At 55.6% G+C, this 25,124-nt stretch carries 26 protein-coding genes; 14 read left to right on the plus strand and 12 right to left on the minus strand.

The window, feature by feature from the left end:
- Positions 1–76 precede the first annotated feature (76 nt).
- From FJ695_RS05280 to leuD, 3 genes are all read left to right on the plus strand, one after another.
- Positions 77–643: a peroxidase-related enzyme gene (locus tag FJ695_RS05280; RefSeq protein WP_141184464.1), complete on the plus strand. Its 567-nt coding sequence runs from the start codon at positions 77–79 to the stop codon at positions 641–643.
- 96 nt (positions 644–739) lie between these two features.
- Positions 740–1,690 carry an N-acetyl-gamma-glutamyl-phosphate reductase gene (gene argC, locus FJ695_RS05285; RefSeq protein WP_141184465.1) on the plus strand — a complete coding sequence of 317 codons (951 nt, stop codon included), beginning with the start codon at positions 740–742 and terminating at the stop codon, positions 1,688–1,690.
- Positions 1,691–1,728: 38 nt separating this feature from the next.
- Positions 1,729–2,334 (plus strand): 3-isopropylmalate dehydratase small subunit, encoded by a 606-nt coding sequence (gene leuD, locus FJ695_RS05290; protein ID WP_141184466.1) that lies wholly within the window; start codon positions 1,729–1,731, stop codon positions 2,332–2,334.
- 172 nt (positions 2,335–2,506) lie between these two features.
- Here the strand turns inward: leuD and FJ695_RS05295 are convergent, their stop codons facing one another.
- On the minus strand, positions 2,507–3,451 hold the full coding sequence (locus FJ695_RS05295) for an alpha/beta fold hydrolase (protein WP_141184467.1): 945 nt from the start codon (positions 3,449–3,451) through the stop codon (positions 2,507–2,509).
- 88 nt (positions 3,452–3,539) lie between these two features.
- On the opposite strand from FJ695_RS05295, the gene FJ695_RS05300 reads away from it, so the two are divergent.
- Positions 3,540–4,259, plus strand: a complete 720-nt coding sequence (locus tag FJ695_RS05300) for a YafY family protein (RefSeq protein WP_141184468.1) — start codon at positions 3,540–3,542, stop codon at positions 4,257–4,259.
- 7 nt (positions 4,260–4,266) lie between these two features.
- On the opposite strand, the gene FJ695_RS05305 is transcribed toward FJ695_RS05300, so the two are convergent.
- Positions 4,267–5,154, minus strand: a complete 888-nt coding sequence (locus FJ695_RS05305) for a LysR substrate-binding domain-containing protein (protein WP_141184469.1) — start codon at positions 5,152–5,154, stop codon at positions 4,267–4,269.
- A 108-nt stretch (positions 5,155–5,262) separates the two neighbouring features.
- On the opposite strand from FJ695_RS05305, the gene FJ695_RS05310 reads away from it, so the two are divergent.
- Complete coding sequence (locus FJ695_RS05310) at positions 5,263–6,423, plus strand: PLP-dependent aspartate aminotransferase family protein (protein ID WP_141184470.1); 1,161 nt, start codon at positions 5,263–5,265, stop codon at positions 6,421–6,423.
- A 368-nt stretch (positions 6,424–6,791) separates the two neighbouring features.
- Positions 6,792–9,584 carry a bifunctional aconitate hydratase 2/2-methylisocitrate dehydratase gene (locus tag FJ695_RS05315; RefSeq protein WP_141184471.1) on the plus strand — a complete coding sequence of 931 codons (2,793 nt, stop codon included), beginning with the start codon at positions 6,792–6,794 and terminating at the stop codon, positions 9,582–9,584.
- Between the two features lie 138 nt (positions 9,585–9,722).
- Here the strand turns inward: FJ695_RS05315 and trmD are convergent, their stop codons facing one another.
- Positions 9,723–10,433 (minus strand): tRNA (guanosine(37)-N1)-methyltransferase TrmD, encoded by a 711-nt coding sequence (trmD, locus tag FJ695_RS05320; RefSeq protein ID WP_141184472.1) that lies wholly within the window; start codon positions 10,431–10,433, stop codon positions 9,723–9,725.
- A 183-nt stretch (positions 10,434–10,616) separates the two neighbouring features.
- Between trmD and FJ695_RS05325 the strand changes: the two genes are divergently transcribed.
- Positions 10,617–11,138, plus strand: coding sequence for an antibiotic resistance protein VanZ (locus tag FJ695_RS05325; RefSeq protein WP_141184473.1), 522 nt, complete (start codon positions 10,617–10,619; stop codon positions 11,136–11,138).
- Here the strand turns inward: FJ695_RS05325 and rimM are convergent.
- The 5 genes from rimM to FJ695_RS05355 all read right to left on the minus strand — a co-directional run bounded on the left by rimM (position 11,084) and on the right by FJ695_RS05355 (position 14,973).
- Positions 11,084–11,641 carry a ribosome maturation factor RimM gene (gene rimM / locus FJ695_RS05330; RefSeq protein WP_141184474.1) on the minus strand — a complete coding sequence of 186 codons (558 nt, stop codon included), beginning with the start codon at positions 11,639–11,641 and terminating at the stop codon, positions 11,084–11,086. The genes FJ695_RS05325 and rimM overlap by 55 nt on opposite strands.
- A 43-nt stretch (positions 11,642–11,684) precedes the next feature.
- A complete protein-coding gene (gene rpsP, locus FJ695_RS05335) occupies positions 11,685–12,071 on the minus strand; it encodes a 30S ribosomal protein S16 (RefSeq protein ID WP_141184475.1) in 387 nt (128 codons plus the stop codon).
- A 19-nt stretch (positions 12,072–12,090) separates the two neighbouring features.
- On the minus strand, positions 12,091–12,414 hold the full coding sequence (locus tag FJ695_RS05340; protein ID WP_141184476.1) for a chorismate mutase: 324 nt from the start codon (positions 12,412–12,414) through the stop codon (positions 12,091–12,093).
- Positions 12,411–13,952 (minus strand): signal recognition particle protein, encoded by a 1,542-nt coding sequence (gene ffh, locus FJ695_RS05345; protein ID WP_141184477.1) that lies wholly within the window; start codon positions 13,950–13,952, stop codon positions 12,411–12,413. Before ffh ends, FJ695_RS05340 begins: the two co-directional genes overlap by 4 nt.
- Before the next feature lie 352 nt (positions 13,953–14,304).
- Positions 14,305–14,973 carry a DJ-1/PfpI family protein gene (locus FJ695_RS05355; RefSeq protein ID WP_141184478.1) on the minus strand — a complete coding sequence of 223 codons (669 nt, stop codon included), beginning with the start codon at positions 14,971–14,973 and terminating at the stop codon, positions 14,305–14,307.
- Between the two features lie 80 nt (positions 14,974–15,053).
- Between FJ695_RS05355 and FJ695_RS05360 the strand changes: the two genes are divergently transcribed.
- The 5 genes from FJ695_RS05360 to FJ695_RS05380 all read left to right on the plus strand — a co-directional run bounded on the left by FJ695_RS05360 (position 15,054) and on the right by FJ695_RS05380 (position 18,426).
- A complete protein-coding gene (locus FJ695_RS05360) occupies positions 15,054–16,010 on the plus strand; it encodes a GlxA family transcriptional regulator (protein ID WP_141184479.1) in 957 nt (318 codons plus the stop codon).
- A gap of 95 nt (positions 16,011–16,105) precedes the next feature.
- Positions 16,106–16,639: an MAPEG family protein gene (locus FJ695_RS05365; protein WP_141184480.1), complete on the plus strand. Its 534-nt coding sequence runs from the start codon at positions 16,106–16,108 to the stop codon at positions 16,637–16,639.
- A 35-nt stretch (positions 16,640–16,674) separates the two neighbouring features.
- Entirely contained in the window at positions 16,675–17,307 is a 633-nt protein-coding gene (locus tag FJ695_RS05370; RefSeq protein WP_247653793.1) for an exonuclease domain-containing protein, read from the plus strand.
- Positions 17,308–17,592: 285 nt separating this feature from the next.
- Entirely contained in the window at positions 17,593–17,865 is a 273-nt protein-coding gene (locus FJ695_RS05375) for a hypothetical protein (protein ID WP_141184481.1), read from the plus strand.
- A 246-nt stretch (positions 17,866–18,111) separates the two neighbouring features.
- Entirely contained in the window at positions 18,112–18,426 is a 315-nt protein-coding gene (locus tag FJ695_RS05380; RefSeq protein WP_141184482.1) for a hypothetical protein, read from the plus strand.
- Between the two features lie 12 nt (positions 18,427–18,438).
- Here FJ695_RS05380 and FJ695_RS05385 read toward each other — a convergent pair whose 3' ends face one another.
- From FJ695_RS05385 to ggt, 3 genes are all read right to left on the minus strand, one after another.
- The gene (locus tag FJ695_RS05385) at positions 18,439–19,824 is read right to left on the minus strand and encodes a multicopper oxidase family protein (protein WP_141184483.1); all 1,386 of its coding nucleotides are present in this window, start codon (positions 19,822–19,824) and stop codon (positions 18,439–18,441) included.
- A gap of 122 nt (positions 19,825–19,946) precedes the next feature.
- Entirely contained in the window at positions 19,947–20,651 is a 705-nt protein-coding gene (locus tag FJ695_RS05390) for a helix-turn-helix domain-containing protein (protein ID WP_141184484.1), read from the minus strand.
- Between the two features lie 119 nt (positions 20,652–20,770).
- Complete coding sequence (gene ggt / locus FJ695_RS05395) at positions 20,771–22,366, minus strand: gamma-glutamyltransferase (RefSeq protein WP_141184485.1); 1,596 nt, start codon at positions 22,364–22,366, stop codon at positions 20,771–20,773.
- Positions 22,367–22,503: 137 nt separating this feature from the next.
- On the opposite strand from ggt, the gene FJ695_RS05400 reads away from it, so the two are divergent.
- Positions 22,504–22,935, plus strand: a complete 432-nt coding sequence (locus FJ695_RS05400; protein WP_141184486.1) for a heme-binding protein — start codon at positions 22,504–22,506, stop codon at positions 22,933–22,935.
- Positions 22,936–22,996: 61 nt separating this feature from the next.
- Here FJ695_RS05400 and phaR read toward each other — a convergent pair whose 3' ends face one another.
- Positions 22,997–23,581: a polyhydroxyalkanoate synthesis repressor PhaR gene (gene phaR / locus FJ695_RS05405; RefSeq protein ID WP_141184487.1), complete on the minus strand. Its 585-nt coding sequence runs from the start codon at positions 23,579–23,581 to the stop codon at positions 22,997–22,999.
- A gap of 312 nt (positions 23,582–23,893) precedes the next feature.
- Between phaR and FJ695_RS05410 the strand changes: the two genes are divergently transcribed.
- Complete coding sequence (locus tag FJ695_RS05410) at positions 23,894–25,075, plus strand: acetyl-CoA C-acetyltransferase (RefSeq protein WP_141184488.1); 1,182 nt, start codon at positions 23,894–23,896, stop codon at positions 25,073–25,075.
- Positions 25,076–25,124 lie beyond the last annotated feature (49 nt).

Consider the following 25,124-nt stretch of genomic DNA (forward strand, 5'->3'; position numbering starts at 1 on the left):
GATCTTGGGTGTGGCTCTGTTGCGAATTATGGTTTTATTGCCGCAACATCATTGTTTTCAGGACGGGAGGATTAAATTGTCAAGTAAAGTCACAGCCTTGCAGATGAGTGAAAGTGAAACATTTAGTGAAAAGACACAGGCCTATTTTGATTTGTGTCAGGAGAAGCTCGGTCTGGTCCCCAACGTGCTCAAGGCCTATGCCTTCGACGACACCAAGTTGCGTGCCTTCACGGACATGTACAACGACCTCATGCTGGCCGACAGCGGCCTGACAAAGCTTGAGAGGGAGATGATTGCCGTTGCGGTATCCTCCGTCAATCACTGTTTTTATTGCCTCACAGCTCATGGGGCGGCGGTGCGCGAATTATCCGGTGATCCGATGCTCGGTGAACTGATGGTGATGAACTACCGTGTCGCGGATTTGACAGACCGTCAGCGGGCCATGCTCGACTTTGCAGTCAAACTGACCGAAAAACCGGCCGAGATCTTGGAAAGCGACCGTCAGGCGCTGCGCGATGCCGGGTTTAGTGACCGGGATATCTGGGATGTTTCCAACGTGGCAGCCTTTTTCAACATGACCAACCGGGTGGCGGCAGCAACGGATATGCGGCCGAATGATGAGTATCACTCAATGGCCCGTTGAGCTCTTGGGCCATGCGAAACCGGTGACAAGCACAGTGTTTGGGTGTATGACCCAAGGCGTTTTTTGGAATCTCGCACATGAGGAGAGGAGCGGGTCATGACCGCGCGCGTATTTATTGATGGTGAAGCTGGCACGACGGGTTTGCAGATCCGCGAGCGCCTCGCCATGCGCCATGATCTGGAACTGCTCTCTATCCCCGAAGAAAGCCGCAAGGACGCTGCCGCCCGGGCCGAGTATCTGAACAAGGCCGATGTTGCGATCCTGTGCCTGCCGGATGCTGCGGCCAAGGAAAGCGTTGCACTGATTGAAAACGACACCACGCGGGTGATCGATGCGTCAAGCGCGCACCGTGTGGCCGATGGCTGGGCCTATGGTTTTGCTGAAATGGATGCCGATCAGGCGGACATCATTGCTGCTGCCATGCGGGTTGCCAATCCGGGTTGCTGGCCGCAAGGCCTGATCGCCGCAGTCCGGCCGCTGATAGCAGGCGGTCTGCTGCCTTCGGACTATCCGCTAACCTTTCACGGAGTCTCCGGCTATTCCGGCGGCGGCAAGGGCATGATCGCAGACTATGAAAGCGCGGATGCCAGTGCAAACAGGTTCGCGCCTTATGCGCTAGGCTTCAATCACAAGCATCTGCCGGAAATGACCGAATACACCCTGGCGGAGGCAGCGCCGCTGTTTTCGCCGGCTGTCGGCAACTACTACAAGGGCATGCTGACCGTGGTGCCGCTCAATCTGGCAAAGCTGGACAAGGTCCCGACCGGTGAGCAGATCCATGCAGCTCTGGCCGATCATTTCGCGAGTTCAGCCGGCGGGTTTGTCGATGTCGCACCCCTCGAGGGCCTAGAACGCTCTGATGAGCTGGATCCGCAGGCGCTCAATGAGACCAACCGCTTGCGGTTGCATGTCTTTGCCAATGATGCGCGGGCACAGGCGGCCATCATCGCGGTCTATGACAATCTCGGCAAGGGCGCCTCTGGTGCTGCCGTACAAAATCTCAATCTCATGCTCGGTGTTGATCAGACCACAAGCCTTGCTGCTTGAGGTGATTGGGCCGGAACCCGTTTTCAGGAGAGGAAACCATGGAAAAATTTGAGACCCTCACCGGGGTCGCAGCGCCGCTGCCGATCGTCAACATCGACACCGATATGATCATCCCGAAGCAGTTCTTGAAAACCATCAAGCGCACGGGTCTCGGTACCGCATTGTTTCATGAAATGCGCACCAATGATGACGGCTCTGAAAACGTTGATTTCGTTCTGAATAAGGCCGCGTATCGTGACGCCAAGATCCTAATTGCAGGCGACAATTTCGGCTGCGGTTCCTCCCGCGAGCATGCGCCTTGGGCCCTGCTTGATTTTGGTGTCCGCTGTGTGATCTCAACGTCCTTTGCCGACATTTTCTACAACAACTGCTTCAAAAACGGAATTCTGCCGATCGAGGTCTCCGAAGACGAGCTCGACACGCTGCTGCATGCGGCTGAGCGCGGCGCCAATTTCACCCTGACGATCGACCTGGAAAACCAGGAGATCAAGGGTCTGGAAAGCGGTGACATCGCTTTCAAAATCGACCATTTTCGCAAGCATTGCCTGATCAATGGCCTTGACGACATTGGATTGACGCTGAACAAGTCCGCCCAGATCGACACCTTTGAAGGTGAAATCAGCGAAAGCCGCCCTTGGGTTTAAGCTGATAGCTGATCAATTGAGAATTTTGGAAAACCCGGTGCTCTGCGCCGGGTTTTTCTTTGTTTGGGCCACACATTAACAAATGGCTATTTGTAGTGTGCGCGCGGCACGCAGTCCAAGACTCCTATAAAAGAAGCGTTCTGCGTTCTGTTCAATTTGAACCTGTACGCGGCTACCCAGCGTCCGGGCTCTTTAGCCAATTCAAAATCACCGCAGTTGTTTCTTCAGGCATCTCTTGTTGCACCCAATGGCCGCAATCGAGACTAACAACGTCAACATTGGGAACGAATTCTGTTAGATTTTCAGACTTCGGGATCAAATCACGATCACCATAAATCATGAGCGCAGGCTGTCGGATGATGGGGTCGGCATCAGCCAAGATGTGCCAGTTGCGATCAAGGTTCCTGTACCAGTTAATGCTGGCGGTGAACCCTGTTTCTTCGAAAGCGGAAACAAAAACGGCCAATTCGTTGTCACTCATCAAGGGCTCGCCAAGGGGAACTTTTGCTCTAGCGAGATTGATCATCATCATACCGGGTTCCGGCGGAGCAGCGGGAATCTTCTTGCGGAACATGTTCCGAAGGAATTGGGATGTGTTTTCATTTAACACCGCGTCCGCAACGCCCGGCTGCCGATTGAAGTGAACGAAATAATGGTCGCTTCCAAGAAATTCTTCCATGGATTCGATCCATGGTTTTTCTGTCCGCTCTTGATAAGGCAAGGCCAGATTGATCACCCGTTTAACCCGCTCTGGATGCAATAAGGTCAGCCCCCAAACGACCATCGCGCCCCAGTCGTGGCCGACGAAGGTTGCCTCTTGGTATCCGTAGTGATCGAGAAGTGCGGTGAGATCTTCCGTCAGATGTTTGATGTCGTAGTCTGTAACTTCGCCCGGGCGCGATGATTTGCCATACCCCCGCTGGTTCGGGGCGATTACGTGGTAGCCTGCGGCCGCTAGCGCCGGGATCTGATGGCGCCAGGAAAAGGCATGTTCCGGCCAGCCGTGGCAGAAAACTATCGGGTTGCCGGCATTTTCCTGCCCGGCTTCAAAGACTTCGAGGGTCACGCCGTTGACTGAAACAAGACTGGGTCTGGGGAAAATGGCTGGGGTGGACATTACATAGTCTCCTTGTTTGACATGTACTGCCGCTGCCTAAAACTATATGGTGCCAAAAATTGGCACCTTTATTTGGTAACCCCGAAACATGAATGTTCGTCACCGACAAGACGCTATCGTGCGCTGCCTTCGCCGCAACGGGACCACGACCGTCGCTGATTTGGCGGAAGCGGTTGGTGCATCCAGGCGCACAGTGTTGCGCGACATCGGCGCTTTGCGTGATGAGGGATTTGTCATTCAATCTGAACCCGGGCGCGGGGGCGGCCTGTCCCTTGATCCGCGATCTGTTCAGACCACCGCGCGGCTCTCGGTCGCCGAAGTCTTTGCACTCCTTATCAGCGTTGCGTCGATGCGGGCTGCTGGGAACCTCCCCTTTTCTGGTCTTGCAGATGCAGGGCTTGCCAAAATCGAAAAAGCCCTGCCGCCGGATAAGATCCGCGACTTGCGCCGGTTTCTGGATTGCCTGTACATCGGACAGTTGTCACCGCTAGTAGATATCTCAGATATGGGGCAGATGGAGCCTGCGCTGCTGCCCGAATTCGAGACAGCTTTTCTCCAGCGGTTACATTTGCGCTTCCAATACCGTGACGCAAAAGGGGCGGTCACCAGCCGGAAAGTTGAACCGCAAGCTATGCTGATCTTGCCGCCGCTATGGTACCTGGTGGCCTGGGACCCTGAGCGTAATGACTTCCGTCACTTTCGAATGGACCGGATCAGCAGGCCGGAATATATAAAAGACGCGCCATTTCGTCGACGGAAGGTGCCCTTTGAGGATAACGTCCATCCCATTCGGCGTTTGCCGAGCTGATTTTCGGTTAAGCCATTGAATTCCTGAGTTCAAACAGGCTCTTCGTGAAATCCCTGACCAGCTTGGACCTTTGAATATCTGGCCGGAACAAGAGGAAAGAGCGGAAATTAACCGCAGGTGCAAAGGGGCGGATCACCAAGCCTCTTACAACAAACCCGTCCACAACAAGCGGATTGACGAGACCGATTGCATCGCCGGACAGTGCCAAGGCGCATGTTGTTGTTGAGGATGGTGTCTCAACCACATACTCAGGCGTTACACCAGCTTCTTCCAATATGGCGTCAAACCTGTGACGCGCCCGGTCTTCAGGGGCGAGACCGATCATCGGTTGCCCGATGAGGTCTTCAGGACCAAGGCTGTCCCGCTGTGCCAATGGGTGACTTGGGGGCATTGCAATAACGCCCGAAAATCCGCCGAAGTGGGTTGTGTCTACTCCAGAGCGATCGATTTCATCGGCGGCCAGGCCGATGTCAAAGTTTCCGTCGACGACCTGATTGCGGACTTGCGCTGAGGGCAGAATCTGAAGCGTTACCCTGACACGCGGGTTATTCTTTCTAAATGCTTGGATCGCCTTTGGCACCACTTCAGCGCCCAGAGCCGAAAGCGATGCGATCTTCAGGTGTCCGGAGCCGAAATCCCGGATCGCAGCCGCAGCAGAGCGCAACCGGTCCATGCCCTTAAAACTTTCGGAAACCTCACGGAAAAACAGCTGACCTTCTGTTGTCGGAACCATGCGCCCCCGCACGCGGTCAAAAAGCGTGAACCCCAGAGATGCTTCCAGTTCGGCGATGCTTCGGCTGACGGCGGGCTGGGTGATCTGCATGAGTTCTGCCGCGCGGACCGTTGAGCCTGAGATCATCATCGTGTGAAAGGCTTCCAGCTGCCGGAACTTCATGGTCTATGCTTTCTAGATATAAGTTTTAGGCATAGAATTATGCCGAACTATTAATTGTTTGCCAGGTGGAATTTTGGTGTAGTCCGCAAAACTCTCAGAGGAAAACACATGCGTGACGCTACACATTGCACGATCCATCCCGCTGTTGATCTTACGGAATTCTCCAGCCTGACCGTCCCGACTTATCGCGCATCGACAATAGTGTTTGAAGATGCAGAGGCCTATGCAACCCGCGGAGAGCGGGACCTCGACAGCTATATGTACGGCTTATACGGAACGCCGACGACGAAGACGCTGGAAGCACAGATAACAAAGCTGGAAAATGGTGTGCGGTCTGTCATCGTGCCGTCCGGACAAGCTGGAGCGACGATCGTTTTTCTCAGCGTGCTGTTGCCAGGGGAGACAGTTTTGATCCCTGATAGTGTCTATCCGCCGGTCTTGGATTTCTGCGTCAATTATCTGCAACCACGCGGTATCTACCATAAAATCTACCAGCCTGATGGCACCGGGATTGAGGACCTGATCGATCCGTCGGTGAAATTGATCTGGACGGAAACGCCCGGGTCAACGACCATGGAATTTCAGGATTTGTGGGCGATAGCAGCGCTCGGCAAGAAATATGGGATCTTGACCGGGGCCGACAACACCTGGGCGACACCCTTGCATTTGAAACCTTTAGACCTCGGCATCGACTTTTCCATGCAGGCCCTGTCGAAATATGCTGGCGGGCATTCCGATCTGCTGCTTGGGTCAATTTGTGTCAATGATTTGGAGTTGCGCAAAAAACTGCGCGATACCATGCGCATGCTGGGCATCGGTGTTAGCCCCGATGAAGTTGCACTGGTCTTGCGTGGGATTGAGACGATGGCCGTGCGGCTTGCCCATGTGGAACAGGTCGCGCGGAACCTGGCCGAAGAACTGGCGTCCCGCCCGGATGTTGGACTTGTTCTGCACCCCGCGCTGGCCGATTTCCCCCAGCACGCACTTTGGAAGCGCGATTTCTCCGGTGCGAGCGGTGTTTTCAGTGTCGTTTTGACAAAAAGCCAGGAAGGCAATCTTGAGGACGGGCTGAACCAGCTGAAAGTCATCGCAATCGGAGCAAGTTGGGGCGGAACGCGCAGCCTGATCGCGCCGATGTCGGTCAAAAAGGGCCGAAAGTTCGCAAAACCGGAACACCAACGGACAATTCTGCGCATCAATGTCGGCTTGGAAGACCAAGAAGACTTGCGCAGCGATCTCAAGACTCTGTTTGACATTCTCTCAAGATGAGGTGATTGCCCGGCCTTCGGGGGAGTTTCTCGTGTTTGTTGGCCATCGGGAACGGATGGTCCGCGAATGCACTATTGGGTAAATCTATTCGGAGTGCCAAAATGTGGTGCAGCTGAGCTATGATTGGTCCGGCAAAAACAGATCCGCCCCTATTTCTTTAGGCTGTGGTACACTCCCCGCCGCGCGGCGCGGACAGCCTTGACGGGCAGGCGCAGCCAACGCCGCCAGTGCGGAAATTAAAAGGCGGGAAGATATTGCATACCATTGTATACTGAACTATGTAGTGGCCAGCAAGCTTGTCCCGGCTAGCCTTTTTCTCCGCGACCCGGCGTTCAAGCTACTCCCAACACCAGGACGCCAGAACCATCATGAGCTTGTATCAAGACTACCTGAAAGAGATCGCTACTCGAAAAGAGCAGGGGCTCCACCCCAAGCCAATCGAAGACGGCGCACTTGTCAGCGAGATCATTGCGCAGATCAAGGATCTGAACAACGAACACCGGCAAGAGTCCTTGAAATTCTTCATCTATAACACCCTGCCGGGCACAACGAGTGCGGCGGGTGAAAAGGCGAAGTTTTTAAAAGAGATCATTCTGGGCGAAGCGACTGTCGCGGAAATCACTCCGGCTTTTGCCTTTGAACTGCTGTCTCACATGAAGGGCGGCCCGTCCGTTGAGGTTCTGATTGATCTGGCTTTGGGAGAGGACCAGTCAACTGCAGAGCAGGCATCAGATGTTTTGAAGACACAGGTTTTCCTCTATGACGCCGATACGGATCGTCTGAAAGACGCCTATGAAGCTGGCAATGCCATCGCCAAAGACATTCTTGAAAGCTACGCCAAGGCGGAGTTCTTCACCAAGCTTCCGAACGTCGACGAAGAGATCAAGGTCGTCACCTACATTGCTGGTGAAGGCGATATCTCCACTGACCTTCTGTCACCAGGCAACCAGGCGCACTCCCGTGCTGACCGTGAGCTGCACGGCAAGTGCATGATTTCGGAAAAGGCGCAGAAGGAAATCGAGGCGCTGAAGCTTCAGCACCCGGACAAACGCGTCATGCTGATTGCCGAAAAAGGCACCATGGGCGTTGGTTCTTCCCGTATGTCTGGCGTCAACAACGTGGCGCTTTGGACCGGCAAACAGGCGAGCCCTTACGTTCCTTTCGTGAACATTGCCCCAGTTGTTGCAGGCACCAATGGCATTTCGCCGATCTTCTTGACCACTGTTGGCGTGACCGGCGGTATTGGTGTCGACCTGAAAAACTGGGTCAAGAAAACGGACGCCGATGGCAACCCGATCCTGAACAATGACGGCAATCCGGTTCTGGAACAGAAGTACTCTGTCGAAACTGGTACCGTGTTAACCATCAACACCAAGACCAAGAAACTCTTCAGTGAAGATGGCAGTGAAGAACATGCTGACCTGGCATCTTCCTTCACGCCGCAAAAAGTCGAGTTCATGAAGGCTGGCGGATCCTACGCTGTTGTCTTCGGCAAAAAGCTGCAGACATTGGCAGCCGAAACGCTTGGCATTGAAAAGCCGCAGGTCTTTGCTCCGTCAAAAGAAGTCTCGCATGAAGGCCAGGGCCTGACCGCAGTTGAAAAGATCTTCAACAAGAACGCTGTCGGCACGACCCCGGGCAAGACCTTGCACGCAGGCTCCGATGTCCGTGTGAAGGTCAACATTGTTGGCTCGCAGGACACCACCGGCCTGATGACCTCCCAGGAACTGGAAGCAATGGCTGCGACCGTCATTTCCCCGATCGTGGATGGCGCTTATCAGTCCGGCTGTCACACAGCGTCTGTTTGGGACTTGAAGGCACAGGCCAATACACCGCGCCTCATGAAGTTCATGCACAAGTTCGGTTTGATCACCGGCCGGGACCCAAAAGACGTCTACCACCCGATGACGGACGTGATCCACAAGGTGCTCAACGACATCACTGTAGACGACTGGGACGTTATCATCGGCGGCGACAGCCACACCCGCATGTCCAAGGGCGTCGCCTTCGGTGCGGACTCAGGTACTGTTGCGCTGGCTCTGGCAACCGGTGAAGCCACCATGCCGATCCCGGAATCTGTGAAGGTGACCTTCAAGGGCAAAATGGCTGACTGGATGGACTTCCGCGACGTCGTGCATGCCACACAGGCACAGATGCTCAAGCAGCATGGCGACAACGTCTTCCAGGGCCGTATCATCGAGGTTCATATCGGAACACTGTTGGCCGACCAGGCCTTCACCTTCACCGACTGGACAGCTGAGATGAAAGCTAAGGCTTCCATCTGTATCTCCAACGATGAGACGTTGATCGGCTCCCTGGAACTGGCCAAAGGCCGCATCCAGGTGATGATCGACAAGGGTATGGACAACGACAAGAAGGTCCTTCAGGGCCTGATCGACAAGGCGGACAAGCGCATTGCCGAGATCAAGTCGGGTGAGAAGCCGGCTTTGACCCCGGACTCCAATGCCAAGTACTTCGCCGAAGTTGTTGTTGACCTTGATGAAATCATCGAGCCGATGATTGCGGATCCGGACGTCAACAATGCAGATGTTTCCAAGCGGTACACCCACGACACCATTCGCCCTGTGTCCTTCTACAACGGCGAGAAAAAAGTCGATCTCGGCTTTGTCGGCTCCTGCATGGTGCACAAGGGTGACATGAAGATCGTTGCCCAGATGCTGAAGAACCTTGAAAAAGCCAAAGGCAAGGTTGAGTTCAAGGCGCCGCTCGTTGTGGCAGCTCCGACCTACAATATCATTGATGAGTTGAAGGAAGAGGGCGACTGGGAAGTTCTGGAGAAATACTCTGGCTTTGAGTTCGACGACAATGCGCCGAAGACGACTGCCCGGACCGAGTACGAGAACATCCTCTATCTGGAGCGCCCGGGCTGTAACCTTTGCATGGGCAACCAGGAAAAGGCTGCCAAAGGCGACACCGTTCTGGCAACCTCCACACGTCTCTTCCAGGGCCGTGTTGTGGCAGACTCCGAGACCAAGAAAGGTGAGTCTCTGCTGGCCTCCACTCCGGTTGTTGTCTTGTCCGCCATTCTCGGCCGGACACCGGACCTGGAGGAGTACAAGGACGCTGTTGAGGGCATCGATCTGACCAAGTTCGCGCCGCCGCTGCAAAAGCCGCTGGACAGCAGGTCCGTACACTTCTAAGCGGATCCCCGGTTTAAACCAATGAGAAGGGCGCGGCTGAATTTAGCTGCGCCCTTTTGTTTTTGCTTATTCAGATTTTGATGGGATGTGGCGAACGCAGAAAGGCGGTCGTTTCAAAAACACCCTTGTTCAAAAAATTCAATCGACGTCGTCGTCATCGGCCATATAGGCGTCCCACAGATCCGGACGCCGTTCACGGGTAAGACGTTCAGCTTCCGCGAGGCGCCAATCATGGATCTTTTTGTGGTTGCCGGAGGTCAGCACCTCCGGAATGGTTTGGCCCTCAAACTCTGCAGGCCGGGTGTAATGCGGATGTTCTAGAAGTCCGGTCTCAAAACTTTCGGTATCCGCACTTTCCATATTGCCCATAACCCCGGGGATCAGGCGGATAACAGCGTCCAGCATTGTGATCGCGCCGATTTCGCCGCCGGAGAGGATATAGTCACCAATAGAAACTTCTTCCAGCTGACGCGTATCGATCACCCGTTGGTCGATGCCTTCAAACCGGCCGCAGACAATGATCGCACCTGGGCCTTCGGCCAGCTCATGGGCGCGTTTCTGTGTGAAGGGTTTACCCCGTGGGCTCATCAGGATGCGCGGACGGGGATCATCTTCTGGTGCCGCTGCATCAATCGCTTTGGCCAAAATGTCGGCCCGCAGCACCATACCAGCCCCGCCGCCGGCCGGGGTGTCGTCTACGGAGCGGTGTTTGTCCGTTGCAAAATCTCGGATCTGGCTGGTCTCCAGGTTCCACAAGTCCTTATCCAATGCCCGGCCGGACAGGCTTTGCCCAAGGGGGCCCGGAAACATGTCTGGGTAAAGCGTGAGAATGGTTGCCTTGAAGGCCATGAGTGCACCGTTTGTTGAACCGGCCGACCGGTTTGTGGTGTTTGGACGCGCCGGGCAGCTTTAACCGATCATTTACCAAATACCCCGGTATTTAGCAGTCATTTGCCGGTCTAACTAATATGAAAGCTCTGATTAATCGTCACCGTGGTAAGTGACAAGGAGATATCAGTCAGGTGGTCTGCCGTGTTCCGTTTCCCGAGATCCAAATATAAGTTTCCAGACTTGCTGCTGTTAAGGTCAGACCCGCATTTTCTAGATATGTCGTTCAGCCGGGTTTTGCCGCTGGCTGTCCTGGTCGTATTCGGTGTTATGGTCGGGCTGGTTTTCGAAACAGGTGTGAGCCACCCCTACGACAAGATTCTCCACATCGGTTTTTTTGCGCTGCTGACGCTATCCATTCACGCATTGTTTTGCTGCCGCCTGCGCATTTCCGCTTTGGTCGCAATGGGAATGGGCATTGCCGGGGAAATCGTTCAAGGGATGCTACCGCATCACCAAATGTCCGTGCCGGACATCATCGCCAATGCAATTGGGGTGTCTTTGGTGGTTGCGCTGATTGCCTTGATCCGATCTGAAACCAGACAGGCTTTGGAGGATGAACCGGAAGACATAGATCTGGGGGAAATGGGTCTGAAGCCAGTGGCGACCCGTTATTTATCCGGTGAGGCCCCGGACGAATCTGACGGCTTTTCGTCGGACAAATAGTCTTCAGGTAAGTCCACCGTTACGAACCCGGCTTCCAGATTGATTTCCGGAACGAAGTCCTTGGTAAACGGGATATAGAAGGTTTTGCCGCGCTTAGGCCGGATTTCCAGAAGATCGCCGGCACCAAAATCCTCGACAGCCACAATTTTGCCCATGGCTTTGCCATCGGGATCCTGGACAGTCAGTCCGTTCAGGTCTGAATAGTAAAATTCATCGTCTTCTGTGTCAGGCAGCTGATCCCGGTCGATGTAGAGTTCGACGCCGTTCAGTTCTTCCGCCCTGTTGCGGTCGGTCACTTCCTTGAATTTGGTGACAACGACCGTCTTTTGCACCCGCGCATTCTGTACCTCAAACGACTGTTTGCCGTCCTTGGTGGTCAAAACACCGTAGTCGGTGAAGGAAAGCGGGTCATCGCCAAAGGGCTTGACCCGCACTTCCCCGCGAACGCCATGCGCCGCGCCAATCTTGGCCATCAGCACCTTTTGTGTCTCATTTGAGCTCATTTCAAAAGGCCCTCAAACCGTCAGCTGCGCGGTGCCGTCAATCTTACTCAGCCGCTGCTTCTTCGGAAGCGGCTGCAGCGGCGGCTGCAGCTTCTTCTTCAGCTGCTTTTTTCTCGTCGAGACGTTCTTGTGCCTTACGGCCGAGCTGAGCTTTTTTCGGGTTGTTGCGCGGCTCGCGCTTCAAAAGGCCTTCAGCGTCGAGGAAACGGGCAACACGGTCGGTCGGCTGTGCGCCGGTGCCGAGCCAGTACTTCACACGCTCAACGTTCAGCTGAACGCGGTCTTCGGAATCCTTCGGCAGCATCGGGTTGTAAGACCCGACCTTTTCGATGAAGCGGCCATCACGCGGTGCGCGGATGTCAGCGATCACGATGCGGTAGTACGGGCGTTTCTTGGAACCGCCGCGCGCCAGGCGAATTTTCGTAGCCATTTTGTTTCTCCAGTTTGTTTCAGTTGCCGGCTTCAGCGGCAATGGCTTCATGGTGCCGGATCACTTCGCGAACGATGAAGTTCAGGAATTTCTCGGCAAAGTCAGGATCGAGATTGGCTTCGGCTGCCAGCGTGCGCAGCCGCTCGATCTGAATTTTCTCCCGCGCCGGATCAGCCGGCGGTAGGTCGTTGGTGGCTTTCAAAACACCCACTTTCTGGGTGCATTTGAAACGTTCTGCGAGCATGTGAATGAGCGCTGCGTCGATGTTGTCGATCGATCCGCGCAGGGACTTCAGCTCTTCAAGAGCCGCGCTCTGGCCCAATTGGCTTTCCGCATGGCTCATCGTTTTTTACCTTTTCCCATGCCCGGAAGACCCGGCATTTTCGAGCCGCCGAGCCCCGGCAGGCCAGGCATACCCGGCATCCCAGGGGCGCCCAGACCCGGCATTCCGCCCGGCAGGCCTTTCGGCAGTTCCATTCCGTCGGGCAATTGGCCGGACTTGGCCATTTCTTCAAGCTGTTTCGGATCGACATCCGGCATTCCGCCGCCCATGCCGCCCATCAGCTTGCCGAGCATGCCTTTGCCCTTGCCCATCTTCTTCATCATGTCCGCCATCTGGCGGTGCATTTTCAAAAGTTTGTTGACCTCGGCCACCTGCACACCAGAGCCGGCTGCGATGCGTTTCTTGCGGCTGGCTTTCAAGAGGTCGGGCTTTTTGCGTTCGGTCGGCGTCATCGACTGGATGATCGCGACCTGGCGCTTGAACATCTTGTCGTCGAGACCGGATGCCTCGATCTGCTTTTTCATTTTGCCAACGCCCGGCAGCATGCCCATCATGCCGGACATTCCACCCAGCTTTTCCATCTGCTTCAGCTGCTCGGCGAGATCATCCAGGTCAAAATGACCTTTCTGCATCTTCTTCGCCATCTTTGCGGCCTGTTCCGCATCAATGGCTTCAGCCGCTTTTTCAACGAGCGAAACAATGTCGCCCATGCCGAGGATGCGGTCGGCGATCCGCTTTGGATGGAAGTCTTCCAGTGCGTCGGATTTTTCACCGGTACCGATCAGCTTGACCGGTTTGCCGGTCACCGCCTGCATGGAGAGCGCCGCACCGCCGCGTCCATCGCCGTCCATTCGGGTCAGCGCAATACCGGTGATGCCAACCCGCTCGTCAAAGCTTTTGGCCAGATTGACGGCGTCCTGACCGGTGAGGCTATCGGCGACCAGAATAATTTCATGCGGATTGGCAGCGGATTTCACCTCCGCCATTTCCACCATCAACGGCTCGTCGATGTGAATGCGGCCGGCAGTGTCGAGCAGGACCACGTCGTAACCGCCGAGCTTGGCCGCGGACATGGCCCGGTTGGCGATCTCTACCGGACCCTGGCCTTCGATGATCGGCAGCGTGTCGACGTCGTTCTGCTCACCCAGAACCTTGAGCTGTTCTTGCGCAGCCGGACGGCGGGTGTCGAGCGAGGCCATCAGCACCTTGCGCTTGTCGCGCTGGGTAAAGCGGCGGGCGACCTTGGCGGTGGTAGTCGTTTTACCGGAGCCTTGCAAACCGACCATCATTATCGCGACCGGTGCCGGTGCATTCAGGTCAATCGGCTGAGCGTCCTCGCCGAGCATCTCGATCAGTTGGTCATGAACGATCTTCACAACCATCTGGCCCGGCGTCACGGATTTGACGACTTCCGCGCCAACCGCACGGTGGCGGACTTTATCAGTGAAAGAGCGTACGATCGGCAGGGCGACGTCGGCTTCAATCAGCGCGCGGCGGATTTCGCGCATCGCTTCATTGACGTCGTTTTCCGACAGCGCACCCCGGCCGGTCAGCTTGTCGAAAACGCCACTTAGTCGATCTGATAGGCTTTCAAACATCAAAAGTCCTCAAGGTCACACTTATCGGGAAATCTCCCGAACCATATGGGGAACCGGCGCCCAAATCCAACCGAATGCGGTAACGCAAAGCAGTTTCGCACCCGAGGGCGCATCGCGCTGTCGGGTGTGAACCTCCGGGATCTCTTTACACCTTTGCGGGTCCCGGTCGGCGGATTGAATTGTCAGTCACTCATATGGAGTTCGCGGGTGTATGCCGGAAACCTCAGGAAGAGTCAAGGATGGGCGGGGTTTCTGGCCGCAGTGTGCCTGTTAAAAATCGCTTTCCCGGCTTTGGGCCGGGAAGACGACATCTGAGTCCCGCTTCAAGACCGGGACGGCGCAGGCTTTGAAACTACGCCGCTTCACCAAACAGCTTCAACCGTTCCTGCCGCGAATGCTCCATCCGGCGCCGGGCTTCGGCTACAATATCTTCCGGCGCTTCTTCCGGTGTGCCGCAGGAAAATGGCGGGGCCGGGGCATATTCCATCGCCAATTGGATAGTTTTGGCCTCTTCTTCGCCTAAGAGGTCGGCCAGGATCTCAAGCCCAAAATCAATGCCGGATGTGATGCCGCCAGCGGTGTAGATGTTGCCGTCCTTCACCACGCGGTCCTTGATCGGGATGGCGCCCATAGCAGGCAAAAAGTCGACAGCATTCCAGTGGCAAGTCGCCCGCTTTCCTTTCAAAATGCCGGCCATGCCGAGCACCAATGATCCGGTGCAGACGGATGTGATGTACTTCGCGCTTGCTGCCTGCTTTCGGACAAACGCCAGCACTTCTCCATCCTGAAGCAAGGGATTGACCCCGCCGCCGCCCGGAACACACAGGACATCGAGGTTGGGGCAATTTTCGAACGTCGTATCCGGCCGGATCTCCATGCCGCTTGTTGTTTTGATCGAGTCGCGTGATTTCCAGATCAGGTGGACCTTGGCGCCTGGAACACCGGCAAAAGCATCATTAGGACCCGCCACATCCAGCAATTGGACGTTTGGAAAGATCAATAGGCCAAATGTAAGGTTCATATCGGTCTCCTTGTTGACAAGGAAAGACTTAGCAGTCCACTGTTTGGCGATCTGGTCATTCACCCCAAGGTTTTCGCCAAATGACGCGCCGGATCGAATTCCTGGCATATGAAGCCGTTCAAATCCTGGACATTACGGGTCCTCTGCAGGTGTTCGCCTCTGCCAATGACCTCCTGCAGACCCAAGGAAAACCAACAGCTTACGACCTTGAAACGGTCGCCAAGCCTTCAACAGTGAAAAGCTCCAGCGGCCTGGCCTTGATTGCCAATCCTTTGCCTCAAGCCGGAACGGCGGTTGATACTGTGCTGGTTCCGGGTGGGTTCGGTATCGACAAGGTTTGCGAAGATCGCGAGCTGATAAGTTGGCTGACCTCCCGTGCGGCAACCGCGCGGCGTGTGGCGTCCGTGTGCAGTGGAGCCTTTCTGCTGGCAACCGCCGGATTGCTCGACGGCAAGTATGCTGCGACCCATTGGCAGCGCTGCGCTGAATTCAAGGAACGGTTTCCGGACGTCCGGCTCAAGTCAGATCCGATCTATGTTCAAGACGGCAATCTCTGGACTTCTGCTGGCATCACCGCTGGGATTGATCTCGCGCTTGCTCTTGTTCAGGAAGATCTTGGCCGGGAAATCGCTCTTGGCGTTGCCCGCCAGCTGGTGGTGTTTTTAAAGCGGCCCGGAGGGCAGTCTCAGTTCAGCGCGGCACTGGATCTTCAAAACGACAGCGGTCGCTTCGATCAGCTGCACAGTTGGATGATGCAGAACCTTCAGCAGCCCATCACCTTGAACGACATGGCCGAACAGGCAGTCATGAGCCCGCGCACCTTGTCGCGCCATTACAAAAAGGAGACGGGCCGCAGCCCGATGCGCACCCTGGAAGAAATGCGGCTGGATCGGGTCCGGCATTTGCTGGAGCAAGGACGCCCTGTGGCTCAGGCAGCAACACGCAGCGGCTTTGGAACCGAGGAAACCCTGCGCCAGGCGTTCCATCGGCGCTTCGGGGTTAGTCCGCAGGCTTATCGGGAACGGTTTTCAAACTAACGCCAAACGTTAGCTTTTCCGGCAGCGCTTTCATTCCTCGCTTGAGTGTGGTCCCCTAGCGGCGTTCCGAAGATGCTAACCAGAGAGCAAACACAATGCGGTTGTCGGAGAAACAACGGGGTGTCCTGAAGGGTATGGTGTCTGCCCTGGTTGTTGCTGTGATGGTTCTTGCCGCTGGAAGCCAATTTCTATTGGTCGAGAATTTCGGAGAGACACAGGGGTCAATAAGGCTGCAGGTCGCCGCAGTGGCACTGGTTCCTGTTGCTCTGGCCTTGATGATATCCATCGGCACCCTGGCGCGGCACCGGTTTTTCACACCCGAAGACATTGATGGCAGTGGTTTGACCCAAGGAACGGCTCAAGCGCATACATTGCAAGCCGTCTTGCAAAACACCCTTGAACAATCGGTTCTGGCGTTCCTGACCTACTGCTGTTTTGCAGCTCTCGCACCGCTGTCCCTTTTGGGCGCTGTCCCCGCGGGTGCGCTGTTGTTTGTCGCCGGCAGGGTCTTTTTCTGGATAGGATATTCAAAAGGCGCGCCTGCCCGTGCCTTTGGCTTTGCGCTGACTTTTTATTCCACCAATCTGCTGTTGATTGCATGCGCCATATTTGCCGTGACCGCAATCTAAGTCGATAATTCCGGCCGGCTCGGATAGGGGACAAAGTGGAGAAGTTTCGAACCGCGACGATTTTTGATTGCGAATATCTGACGGCCGACGGCGCCATGAAACGGTATTGGGCGGGGCCAACCGATCCAGATCCTGTCGTGGCACAAATCGGTGCGGTCAATCTGTCCTTAGGTGGGGACTATCCGGTTGTTGGATCCAAACGGATTTACATAGGTCCATTAGATCGAAACGGCAAAAAGCAGAAACTTGATCCCTATTTCACGGACCTCACGGGCATTTCACAAGAGGAGATGGATCAAAACGGTGTGGATCTGGCGGAGGCGCTCGGCCAATTCGACCGCTTTTCCAATGGCGGTACGTTTTGGTCCTGGGGCAAGGATGAACTGAACCTTCTTGGCATCAGCTGCTTTGTGGCTGGGGTTGCACCGCCAATCTCCGCCCACCGTTTTGGCAACGCGAAATCTTTGATGGTACGGGCAGGGATGTCTCCGGAAGACATTGAAATGACCACCAGTGGCCAGCTCGCCCAGCGTTTTGAAATTCCCCATGACAATCAGCGTTATCACGATGCCTTGGATGACGCTCTATCGATCGCGCTCACGCTGCAGCACTTTCTGCGCGGCGGGCAATTGTCCCAATCTGATTTTCATTTTCCGAATCACACCTGAAAAATACGATTTTGAAGTTTCAAGGCGGGACATCAGTTACCACCAATATCCTCATTATTCGCTTCAAATGTCCGAAAATCTACCAATCCGTTAACTTTTGTGAGGGCGAATTGCCGGTTTTCTGCGGACAAAAGGTTAACGCCTCGTTAAACTGGCACGAGTGTTGCGAAGTCTAAGCAAGGGCCGCGACAAGCGTGCCATTCTGAGACAACGAGGCGTAAATACGTGCGAGTGAACCCTGTTACATCTGCTGGCCGTGCCAATGTGAGGCGCAAGCGTCCTTCTGTGGGAGAGACGGAAAGCGAACGCCAGTCCACGTTTGCTGCACATTTGCCGGTCCCGCTCGAACCTGTTCTTGAGCGGCGGCAGGAAGCTTTTACTGGCCGCTACCGCCCGAATTCGATTTTCCTAGCCCACCTGCTCGCCACCCGCGATGGCGAGCCTCAGACAAGGTCCCGTAGGCAGACAGAACCTCTCATCGGGGTCAACACTTACCGGGCGACCGCTGCTCTTCCCCGCCAGCGGGGCGCTGGGCATGTTCTGAAGACCGAACGGTGAGCTGACCATAATTTCCAGAGTACCACTGGATACCTTGGCCCGGAGCATCAAGCTCCGGGCTTTTTTCTTGGCGGCATGCATGCGGAATTTGCTCTGAGTTTGTGGTTGTTGGCAACAAAACCGAAAAACTGTGACGCGCAACACAGTTCCAAACCGGAGCATTTTCTAGTTTGATTCCGGATCCGGTGCCTTTCCGGACCTCCGAAAAGATTGGCCATGGACTGGCCCACACCGGAGATCAGACTGATGCAAGTTCAACCGATTGCGGCCATACGGCCGATAAAAATTCAACCCAAACCGGTGGGAGAGGTCCCAGAGGTTTACGAGCGGGACGCGCGGCCGCACCCTGAATTTATCCCAACTGCCAACAACGACCCGCAGACATCAGATGCTGAGCAGACTGACAAGTCCCGGCATGCGGTTTCAGATTATACGGCGCACTTGCTGATCACTCATCAAACCGCAACACAGACTGTCATGGATCGAACGGCACAAATGGCGCGATATGCTACCAAGACCGGAGCCATACCGGTACAGCCGCAGATTTCCTTGTCTGTCTGAGTTTTCTTGCCCTCAGCTCTCAATTCGAAGAAACCCGGCAAGACCAGTTTTCTGGTGCTCAATGACATGGCAATGGAACGCCCAATCCCCCGGATTGTCGGCCACCAGAGCCACTTCCAGAGTTTCTTCTTCCAATAAGAGGGCCGTGTCGGTGACGAGTGGCGGCAGTCTGCGTTTGTTGGATCTAAGCAGTTTAAACGAGACCCCGTGCAAATGGATCGGATGGTCGTTCGGCGATTCATTGCGTAGCCGCAGGATATAGGATTTGCCGAGCTTCATTCGAGCCAGTGGATCCAAGGGTCCGGGCACATCGCCTGGCCAAGCCTCCCGGTTGATCGACCAGAAGGTATAACCGAGAGACCCACAAATGCTGGCTTGCGGTGCATCGCCTTCCGGTGACCAGCCAAAGACAAAATCAATCACCTCCGCATTGGCAAGATCAGGCATGGGAACCGGATTGACCGGCAGGGGTTTCAATTCCGTCAAGCTGCGCCGGGCACTTGGTCCGATTGCCCGGAACCGTGCCAGCGATTTGTCGCCATTCGGACGCCGCAGCAAAAGCGTTACTTCTTGCCCCTCGTCATCAGGTACACGCACCGCGACATCGGCGCGTTGGCCCGGTGACAAGAGGATAGTGTCGGCGGGCATCGAATGAGGTAGCGGATTGGAATCGAGCGCGATGACTTGCGCTTCTGCATCCTCGACACCAAAAGTGCCGACCCGGGTGACGTCGGTAATCGCCAAACGCAACCGCACAAGTCCTCCTGCCGGAACTTCATAGACCGGATTTACGTCCCAGTTGACCGTCGAAACTGTTCCGTAAGTGCCGCCACGGGCGGCATTGCGCGCTTTAAACAGTTCGATGAACTGGCCATCGCCACCCAGGCGGAAATCCCGGATGTTCAGAGGCAAATCTAGATCGAATCCCGGGTCTTCGTCTTCATCGACAATCAAGACCCCAGTCAGGCCGCGCGCCATTTGCTCCAGTGTATTGCAGTGGGGGTGGTACCAGAAGGTGCCGGCATCGGGAGGGGTGAATTCATAGCGGTAGGATTGGCCCGCCTCGATTGGATGCTGAGTGAGATAAGGCACGCCATCCATGGCATTGGCGATCCTGAGGCCATGCCAATGAACCACGCTTGCCTCGTCCAAATGATTTTTGACATCGATGGCGGTTTTTTCTCCGCGTTTCATCCGCAAAACCGGCGGCGGACCATCGGGCAAAAAACTCATCATATTCTGTGTAACGGTGCCGGGCAGGAAGCTGTGATCATATGCCGACATGACCAATTCATGATTTGCTGCATTGGCTGCACGGGCTGCAAGGCCGCCAACGGCAAATGCCGATCCTGTTGCCGCTGATCCGATCAGCAGCTCGCGCCGGGACACTCCCACCATACTTTTTTGCTCCAAGATTTCTTAAGCGCGTCCGCGCGCACATTTGCACCTGAGTTCTATTCTCTTCAAGACTAAATGTGCGGATCCGAGACAGCTGGTAAGGCGGCTGTTTATGCAAGCGATCATAATTTGGAGGAGGGCAAGGCGTTTAAGACAGAAACGCCTTTGGACGTCACCTTGAAACGCAGGTTTCCGGTTTTTGGAGATGTGGTTCTTTCCGCCAGACCCTTGGAAATCAGATCGTCCACCACTTTGGCAGCTTCGGTGCGCGGCATTTCTGCACTTCTGGCGATCCCAGTCGCGGTCCGCATCGTCAGGCCGCCGGTGGCCTGCAGAACTTTCTTCTGGTCATCGTTGAGGTCCGATACAATCGTGTTCAGCACCTCACCTTGAATATTTGCGTCCGGAGCGACTGGGGTTGCTTCTTCGGCAATGACCCGGCGCAGCTCTTCAACTTCTTCACTGCTGTCTTCGGCGATCTGTTCGGCTTCCCGCGTTTTCTCCTTCAGTTCATTCAGAACTTTTTCCGAGATGGAGCTGAGGAAGGCCCGCGAGGAAAAACCAGCGACAAGGCAAAACCCGGCAAACACGAAGCCATCACGGAGATTGGCAAACCCGCCAGACGTATCGATCAGATTGGATTCTGCCATTGACAGGAACAACGGCACGGCCACGGCTGCAATGATCCCGACGACGATATAGCCGAAGCCTTTGTAACGGATGTCGTTCCCTTCGTTTTCAAAGCCAGGAGACAAGAGCCAGGCTCCAAATCCCCCTAATCCGCCGCAGACAACCATAATTGAAACGATCAAGACGATACCGGACATGCCATTCCCTCCCGTGCCGCTCCATTTTTGCCCGGACAGGTCATCCGGGCAAAGTTGGTCCTTATGATTCATCTCAATCTAAAGATGAGTCAATCCAGGTGGTACAGGATAGGGTTGGGTTAGTAGCCCGCCGCGTGGCCGTCCTTGCGTGGATCCGATCCAGCCGTCAACACGTGACGGGCCTTATCGATCATGATCGCCTGGCTGCCACCGATGGCTCCCGGAGCTGCGACCACGGAATGGCCCAGTTTTTTGAGGCCCTCGACGGTTGCGGGAGGCACAAGCCGTTCGGCCTGCAAGGCGTGGGTTTCTAAATCGAAGAACATGCGCGGGAAATCGATAGCCGCCTGCACATCCATGCCATAATCAATAATGTTGGTGAGAAGATGCGCATGACCGCAGGCTTGATAGTGACCACCCATGACGCCGAACGAGAGCCACGGCGCACCGTTTTTCAAGGCCATCGCCGGAATGATCGTGTGCATCGGCCGTTTGCCGCCATCGATCGAATTGGCAAATCCGGCTTGCGCCTTAAAGGACCGCCCGCGGCAATGCAGCAGGACACCGCTTTCCGGCGCCACGATGCCGCTGCCGAAATCACTGAAGAGCGAGTTGATGAAGGAGACCGCCAGTCCGTCCTTGTCGACAATGCTGAGATAGACCGTATCGGTCTGTGGCGCGAGGCTGGCATCCGGGATGGTGTCCAAACGTTTGTCGACCGAGATCATCTGCGCCAGCTGGTCAATGTAATCTTCGCCGATCAGGCGCGTATGGCAGACGTTCATATACCCCGGATCGGTCACGAACTTGTCGCGCACAGCGTAAGCGATGCGGGCAGCTTCCATTTCCAGGTGGAAGCGTTCGGCCCCGAAGGGATCAAGGTTTTCAAGACCGAAACGCTCAAGAATACCGAGTATGATGAGGGCGATTACGCCTTGCCCATTTGGTGGCAATTCAGCAATCGTATGGCCCTTGTAGTCGCGGACTACCGGTGAAACTGCTGTCGTGTGGCAGGCCGCCAGATCGTCCGTGGTCATTACCCCGCCCTTGGCGGTGACAGCGGCAACGATATCTTCTGCAATCGGTCCGGAATAAATTGCATCCGCACCTTCTGCTCCGATCGCTTCCAGCGTTTCTGCAAGATGCGGAAACTTGAGGACTGCACCGGTTTCAGGAGATGACCCGTTGATTAAATATCTGGCTGCAGACACTGGATCTTCATTGAGCTTGTCAATGTTATTGGCCCAGTCAGCCGCGACACGCGGTGCGACTGGAAAACCGTCCCGAGCATAATTAACCGCGCGTTTCAGCAAGGTCTTGAAGTCTTGCGTGCCATGCGCTTTCAGCAAGGTTTCCCAAGCTCTGACAGCGCCAGGGACGGTTACCGCATGCGGGGAGGTGTCCGTGATTTCAGAAACACCGAGTTCCGCGAGTTTTTCCGGTGTTGCGGCACGGGGGGCTGCGCCCGACCCATTGAAACCCGTGAGCCGGCCGTCGGGTTCTGTCACGATGGCGAAACAATCGCCGCCAATTCCGGTCATATGCGGTTCAACAACACATTGGACGGCAACCGCTGCGATTGCTGCATCAACCGCATTGCCGCCGTCCTGAAGAACTTCTATTGCCGCGCTGGTCGCAAGGGGGTGCGAGGTTGCCACGGCAGCTTCTCGTGCAAATACCGGTGATCTGCCTGGCGCTTGAAAGTCTCGCTTCACTGAATTCCCCCCATGGCGGCCATTTGATTGTTTCCTCCTGGCCGCAAATGCTTGTTGAAGAAACACCCTATTCCTCTTACCGCCGCTCTGTTAGCAAGCGGGCAGTTCTGGCCAGCACATTAAGGAGAAGTGGCGAAATGCGCAAACTCACACTTTCAACCGCAGAGACCATCATTTCTGCCGCACAAGAAAAAGCGAAAGAGCTCAATCTCAAGCCGTTGACCGTTGTGGTTCTGGATGCCGGCGGCCATGCCATCGCACTGAAACGCCAGGATGGTTCTTCCATCATGCGTCCTCAAATCGCCACTGGCAAAGCCGTTGGTGCCTTGGCCGTTGGCACCGGCACTCGCTGGCTCAACGCCAATGCGGAAACGCGCCCGCACTTCGTCAACGCTTTGAACGGCGCGTCCGGTGGTGCGATCATTCCAGTTCCCGGTGGCGTTCTGGTGAAAAACGATGAAGGTGAAACACTCGGCGCGGTCGGTATCACCGGCGACACTTCAGAAAACGACGAGGCTTGCGCCGTTGCTGGCATTGAAGCTGTAAAACTGGTCGCCGACTGCGGCTAATCCGCTTTGAATTAATGCGGCAGCCTTAAAGACTGCCGCATACGGCCGGTTTTTCATCCAGTTAGGATTTGTCCGTCAGCTTGTTGATGGTCTTTTGCATCTCTTCAAGCTGACGTTTCATCTCGTCCAGATCGCTGGTATCTGTTGTTTGAGCCTTTTTCGGTTCGCTGGCTTGCGGCGTTGAGCCGCTTTCGCCGGCCGGGAACGGCATGAACATCTTCATCGCCCGTTCGAACATTTCCGAATTGCGCTTGACCTGGTCTTCGATGGCATCGAACGCGGTGGCGCCAAAAGCTTCGCTCATTTGAGAACGTAGTTTTTCCTGTTCCTTGGTCAGCGAGGTCATGGAGTATTCCAGGAAACTCGGCACCAGGCCTTGCATGCTGTCGCCATAAAACCCGATCAGCTGGCGCAAGAAGGAAACGGGAAGGAGGTTCTGGCCCTTGCTTTCCTGCTCGAAAATGATCTGTGTGAGTACGGACCGGGTGATGTCGTCGCCAGACTTGGCGTCATAAACAACGAAGTCTTCCTCTCCCTTCACCATCACCGCCAGATCTTCCAAGGTCACATAGGTGCTGGTGCCGGTATTATAGAGCCGCCGGTTGGCGTATTTCTTGATGATTGTCGGCTCATTGGTCTTGGCCATCAGATGTATCCGCCTTTCGTTCCGCAGCTGCCTATCTGCAGTGGCTGTTTATCATTTGACGACAAGACTTTGCAGACCTGTCATCTCCTCCAACTATGAGACTAAGCCAATCGTATTGCTTCGTGCCAGCCTTTTTATGTGCAGTGACGAAAGGATAATGCCGCAATAGCGAAAACAAGACCGTCATACGGATTATCGCGGTTGACACATTTGGCGGCGCAAGTTCTAGTCCCTTCATTGTCACGGTTCACGTGAATGCCGTGAAAGGTGTCACCCATCCTGGGCCCGACGGCCAGAAGTTTGGAGAGTAATATGAGCGCTTCCACCGACGTCGTTATTGTCAGTGCGACCCGCACACCGGTCGGTTCCTTCAACGGTTCCTTTGCAAATACGCCAGCTCATGAGCTCGGCGCCCACGTTATCAAAGCCGCTCTTGACCAGGCCAAGGTCGATGGCGCAGACGTCGACGAGGTCGTGTTCGGTCAGGTGTTGACCGCAGGCCAGGGTCAGAACCCCGCCCGTCAGGCAGCCATCAACGCCGGCATTCCCGATAGCGCCACCGCTTGGGGGCTCAATCAGGTGTGCGGTTCAGGCCTGCGTACCGTTGCTATCGCAGCGCAGCAGATTCAGACCGGTGACGCGTCCATTATGGTCGCTGGTGGCCAGGAAAGCATGTCCTTGTCACCGCACTGCGCACCGATGCGCACTGGCTACAAAATGGGCGACTACAAAATGGTCGACACCATGATCAAGGACGGCCTTTGGGATGCCTTCAACGGCTACCACATGGGTCAGACTGCTGAGAATGTTGCTGAGAAATGGCAAATCACCCGCGAACAGCAGGACGAATTTGCTGTTGCCTCTCAGAACAAAGCCGAAGCTGCGCAAAAGGCTGGCAAATTCAAGGACGAAATCACACCGTTCACTGTGAAAACCCGCAAGGGCGACATTGTGGTCGAGGATGATGAATACATCCGCCATGGTGCCACGCTGGAGAGCATGGCCAAGCTGCGCCCTGCGTTCACCAAAGAGGGCAGCGTCACGGCCGCCAACGCCTCTGGCATTAACGACGGTGCCGCGGCCCTTGTTGTCATGAGTGCTGAAGAAGCCGAAAAGCGCGGGCTCAAGCCGCTGGCGCGCATCGCTTCCTGGGCAACAGCTGGTGTTGACCCAACCATCATGGGCTCTGGTCCGATCCCAGCCTCACAAAAGGCACTGGAAAAGGCCGGCTGGACTGCTGAAGAGCTGGACCTGGTGGAAGCCAACGAAGCCTTCGCGGCCCAAGCCTGCGCTGTCAACAAGGACATGGGCTGGAACCCGGACATCGTCAACGTCAACGGCGGTGCGATTGCGATCGGTCATCCGATCGGCGCGTCCGGTGCCCGCATTTTGTGCACGCTTTTGCATGAAATGAACCGCCGCGACGCCAAAAAAGGTCTCGCCACGCTCTGCATCGGCGGCGGCATGGGCGTTGCCATGTGCCTGGAGCGCTAAGTCGAAGGCACTCGGGAATTACTGCGGCCGGACCTGAGGAGGATCGGCC

Source organism: Labrenzia sp. PHM005 (genome assembly GCF_006517275.1).
Classification (GTDB): domain Bacteria; phylum Pseudomonadota; class Alphaproteobacteria; order Rhizobiales; family Stappiaceae; genus Roseibium.

Bases quoted from the DNA above. Each gene is read 5' to 3' on its own strand.
- FJ695_RS05410 (WP_141184488.1), top strand. From the start codon at position 23,894: ATGAGCGCTTCCACCGACGTCGTTATTGTCAGTGCGACCCGCACACCG.
- FJ695_RS05300 (WP_141184468.1), top strand. From the start codon at position 3,540: ATGAATGTTCGTCACCGACAAGACGCTATCGTGCGCTGCCTTCGCCGC.
- rpsP (WP_141184475.1), bottom strand. From the start codon at position 12,071: ATGGCTACGAAAATTCGCCTGGCGCGCGGCGGTTCCAAGAAACGCCCG.
- argC (WP_141184465.1), top strand. From the start codon at position 740: ATGACCGCGCGCGTATTTATTGATGGTGAAGCTGGCACGACGGGTTTG.
- FJ695_RS05305 (WP_141184469.1), bottom strand. From the start codon at position 5,154: ATGAAGTTCCGGCAGCTGGAAGCCTTTCACACGATGATGATCTCAGGC.
- FJ695_RS05365 (WP_141184480.1), top strand. From the start codon at position 16,106: ATGCGGTTGTCGGAGAAACAACGGGGTGTCCTGAAGGGTATGGTGTCT.
- FJ695_RS05390 (WP_141184484.1), bottom strand. From the start codon at position 20,651: ATGTCCGGTATCGTCTTGATCGTTTCAATTATGGTTGTCTGCGGCGGA.
- rimM (WP_141184474.1), bottom strand. From the start codon at position 11,641: ATGAGCTCAAATGAGACACAAAAGGTGCTGATGGCCAAGATTGGCGCG.
- ffh (WP_141184477.1), bottom strand. From the start codon at position 13,952: ATGTTTGAAAGCCTATCAGATCGACTAAGTGGCGTTTTCGACAAGCTG.
- leuD (WP_141184466.1), top strand. From the start codon at position 1,729: ATGGAAAAATTTGAGACCCTCACCGGGGTCGCAGCGCCGCTGCCGATC.
- FJ695_RS05380 (WP_141184482.1), top strand. From the start codon at position 18,112: ATGCAAGTTCAACCGATTGCGGCCATACGGCCGATAAAAATTCAACCC.
- trmD (WP_141184472.1), bottom strand. From the start codon at position 10,433: ATGGCCTTCAAGGCAACCATTCTCACGCTTTACCCAGACATGTTTCCG.
- phaR (WP_141184487.1), bottom strand. From the start codon at position 23,581: ATGGCCAAGACCAATGAGCCGACAATCATCAAGAAATACGCCAACCGG.
- FJ695_RS05310 (WP_141184470.1), top strand. From the start codon at position 5,263: ATGCGTGACGCTACACATTGCACGATCCATCCCGCTGTTGATCTTACG.
- FJ695_RS05340 (WP_141184476.1), bottom strand. From the start codon at position 12,414: ATGAGCCATGCGGAAAGCCAATTGGGCCAGAGCGCGGCTCTTGAAGAG.
- FJ695_RS05400 (WP_141184486.1), top strand. From the start codon at position 22,504: ATGCGCAAACTCACACTTTCAACCGCAGAGACCATCATTTCTGCCGCA.
- FJ695_RS05385 (WP_141184483.1), bottom strand. From the start codon at position 19,824: ATGGTGGGAGTGTCCCGGCGCGAGCTGCTGATCGGATCAGCGGCAACA.
- FJ695_RS05295 (WP_141184467.1), bottom strand. From the start codon at position 3,451: ATGTCCACCCCAGCCATTTTCCCCAGACCCAGTCTTGTTTCAGTCAAC.
- FJ695_RS05355 (WP_141184478.1), bottom strand. From the start codon at position 14,973: ATGAACCTTACATTTGGCCTATTGATCTTTCCAAACGTCCAATTGCTG.
- FJ695_RS05315 (WP_141184471.1), top strand. From the start codon at position 6,792: ATGAGCTTGTATCAAGACTACCTGAAAGAGATCGCTACTCGAAAAGAG.
- FJ695_RS05360 (WP_141184479.1), top strand. From the start codon at position 15,054: ATGACGCGCCGGATCGAATTCCTGGCATATGAAGCCGTTCAAATCCTG.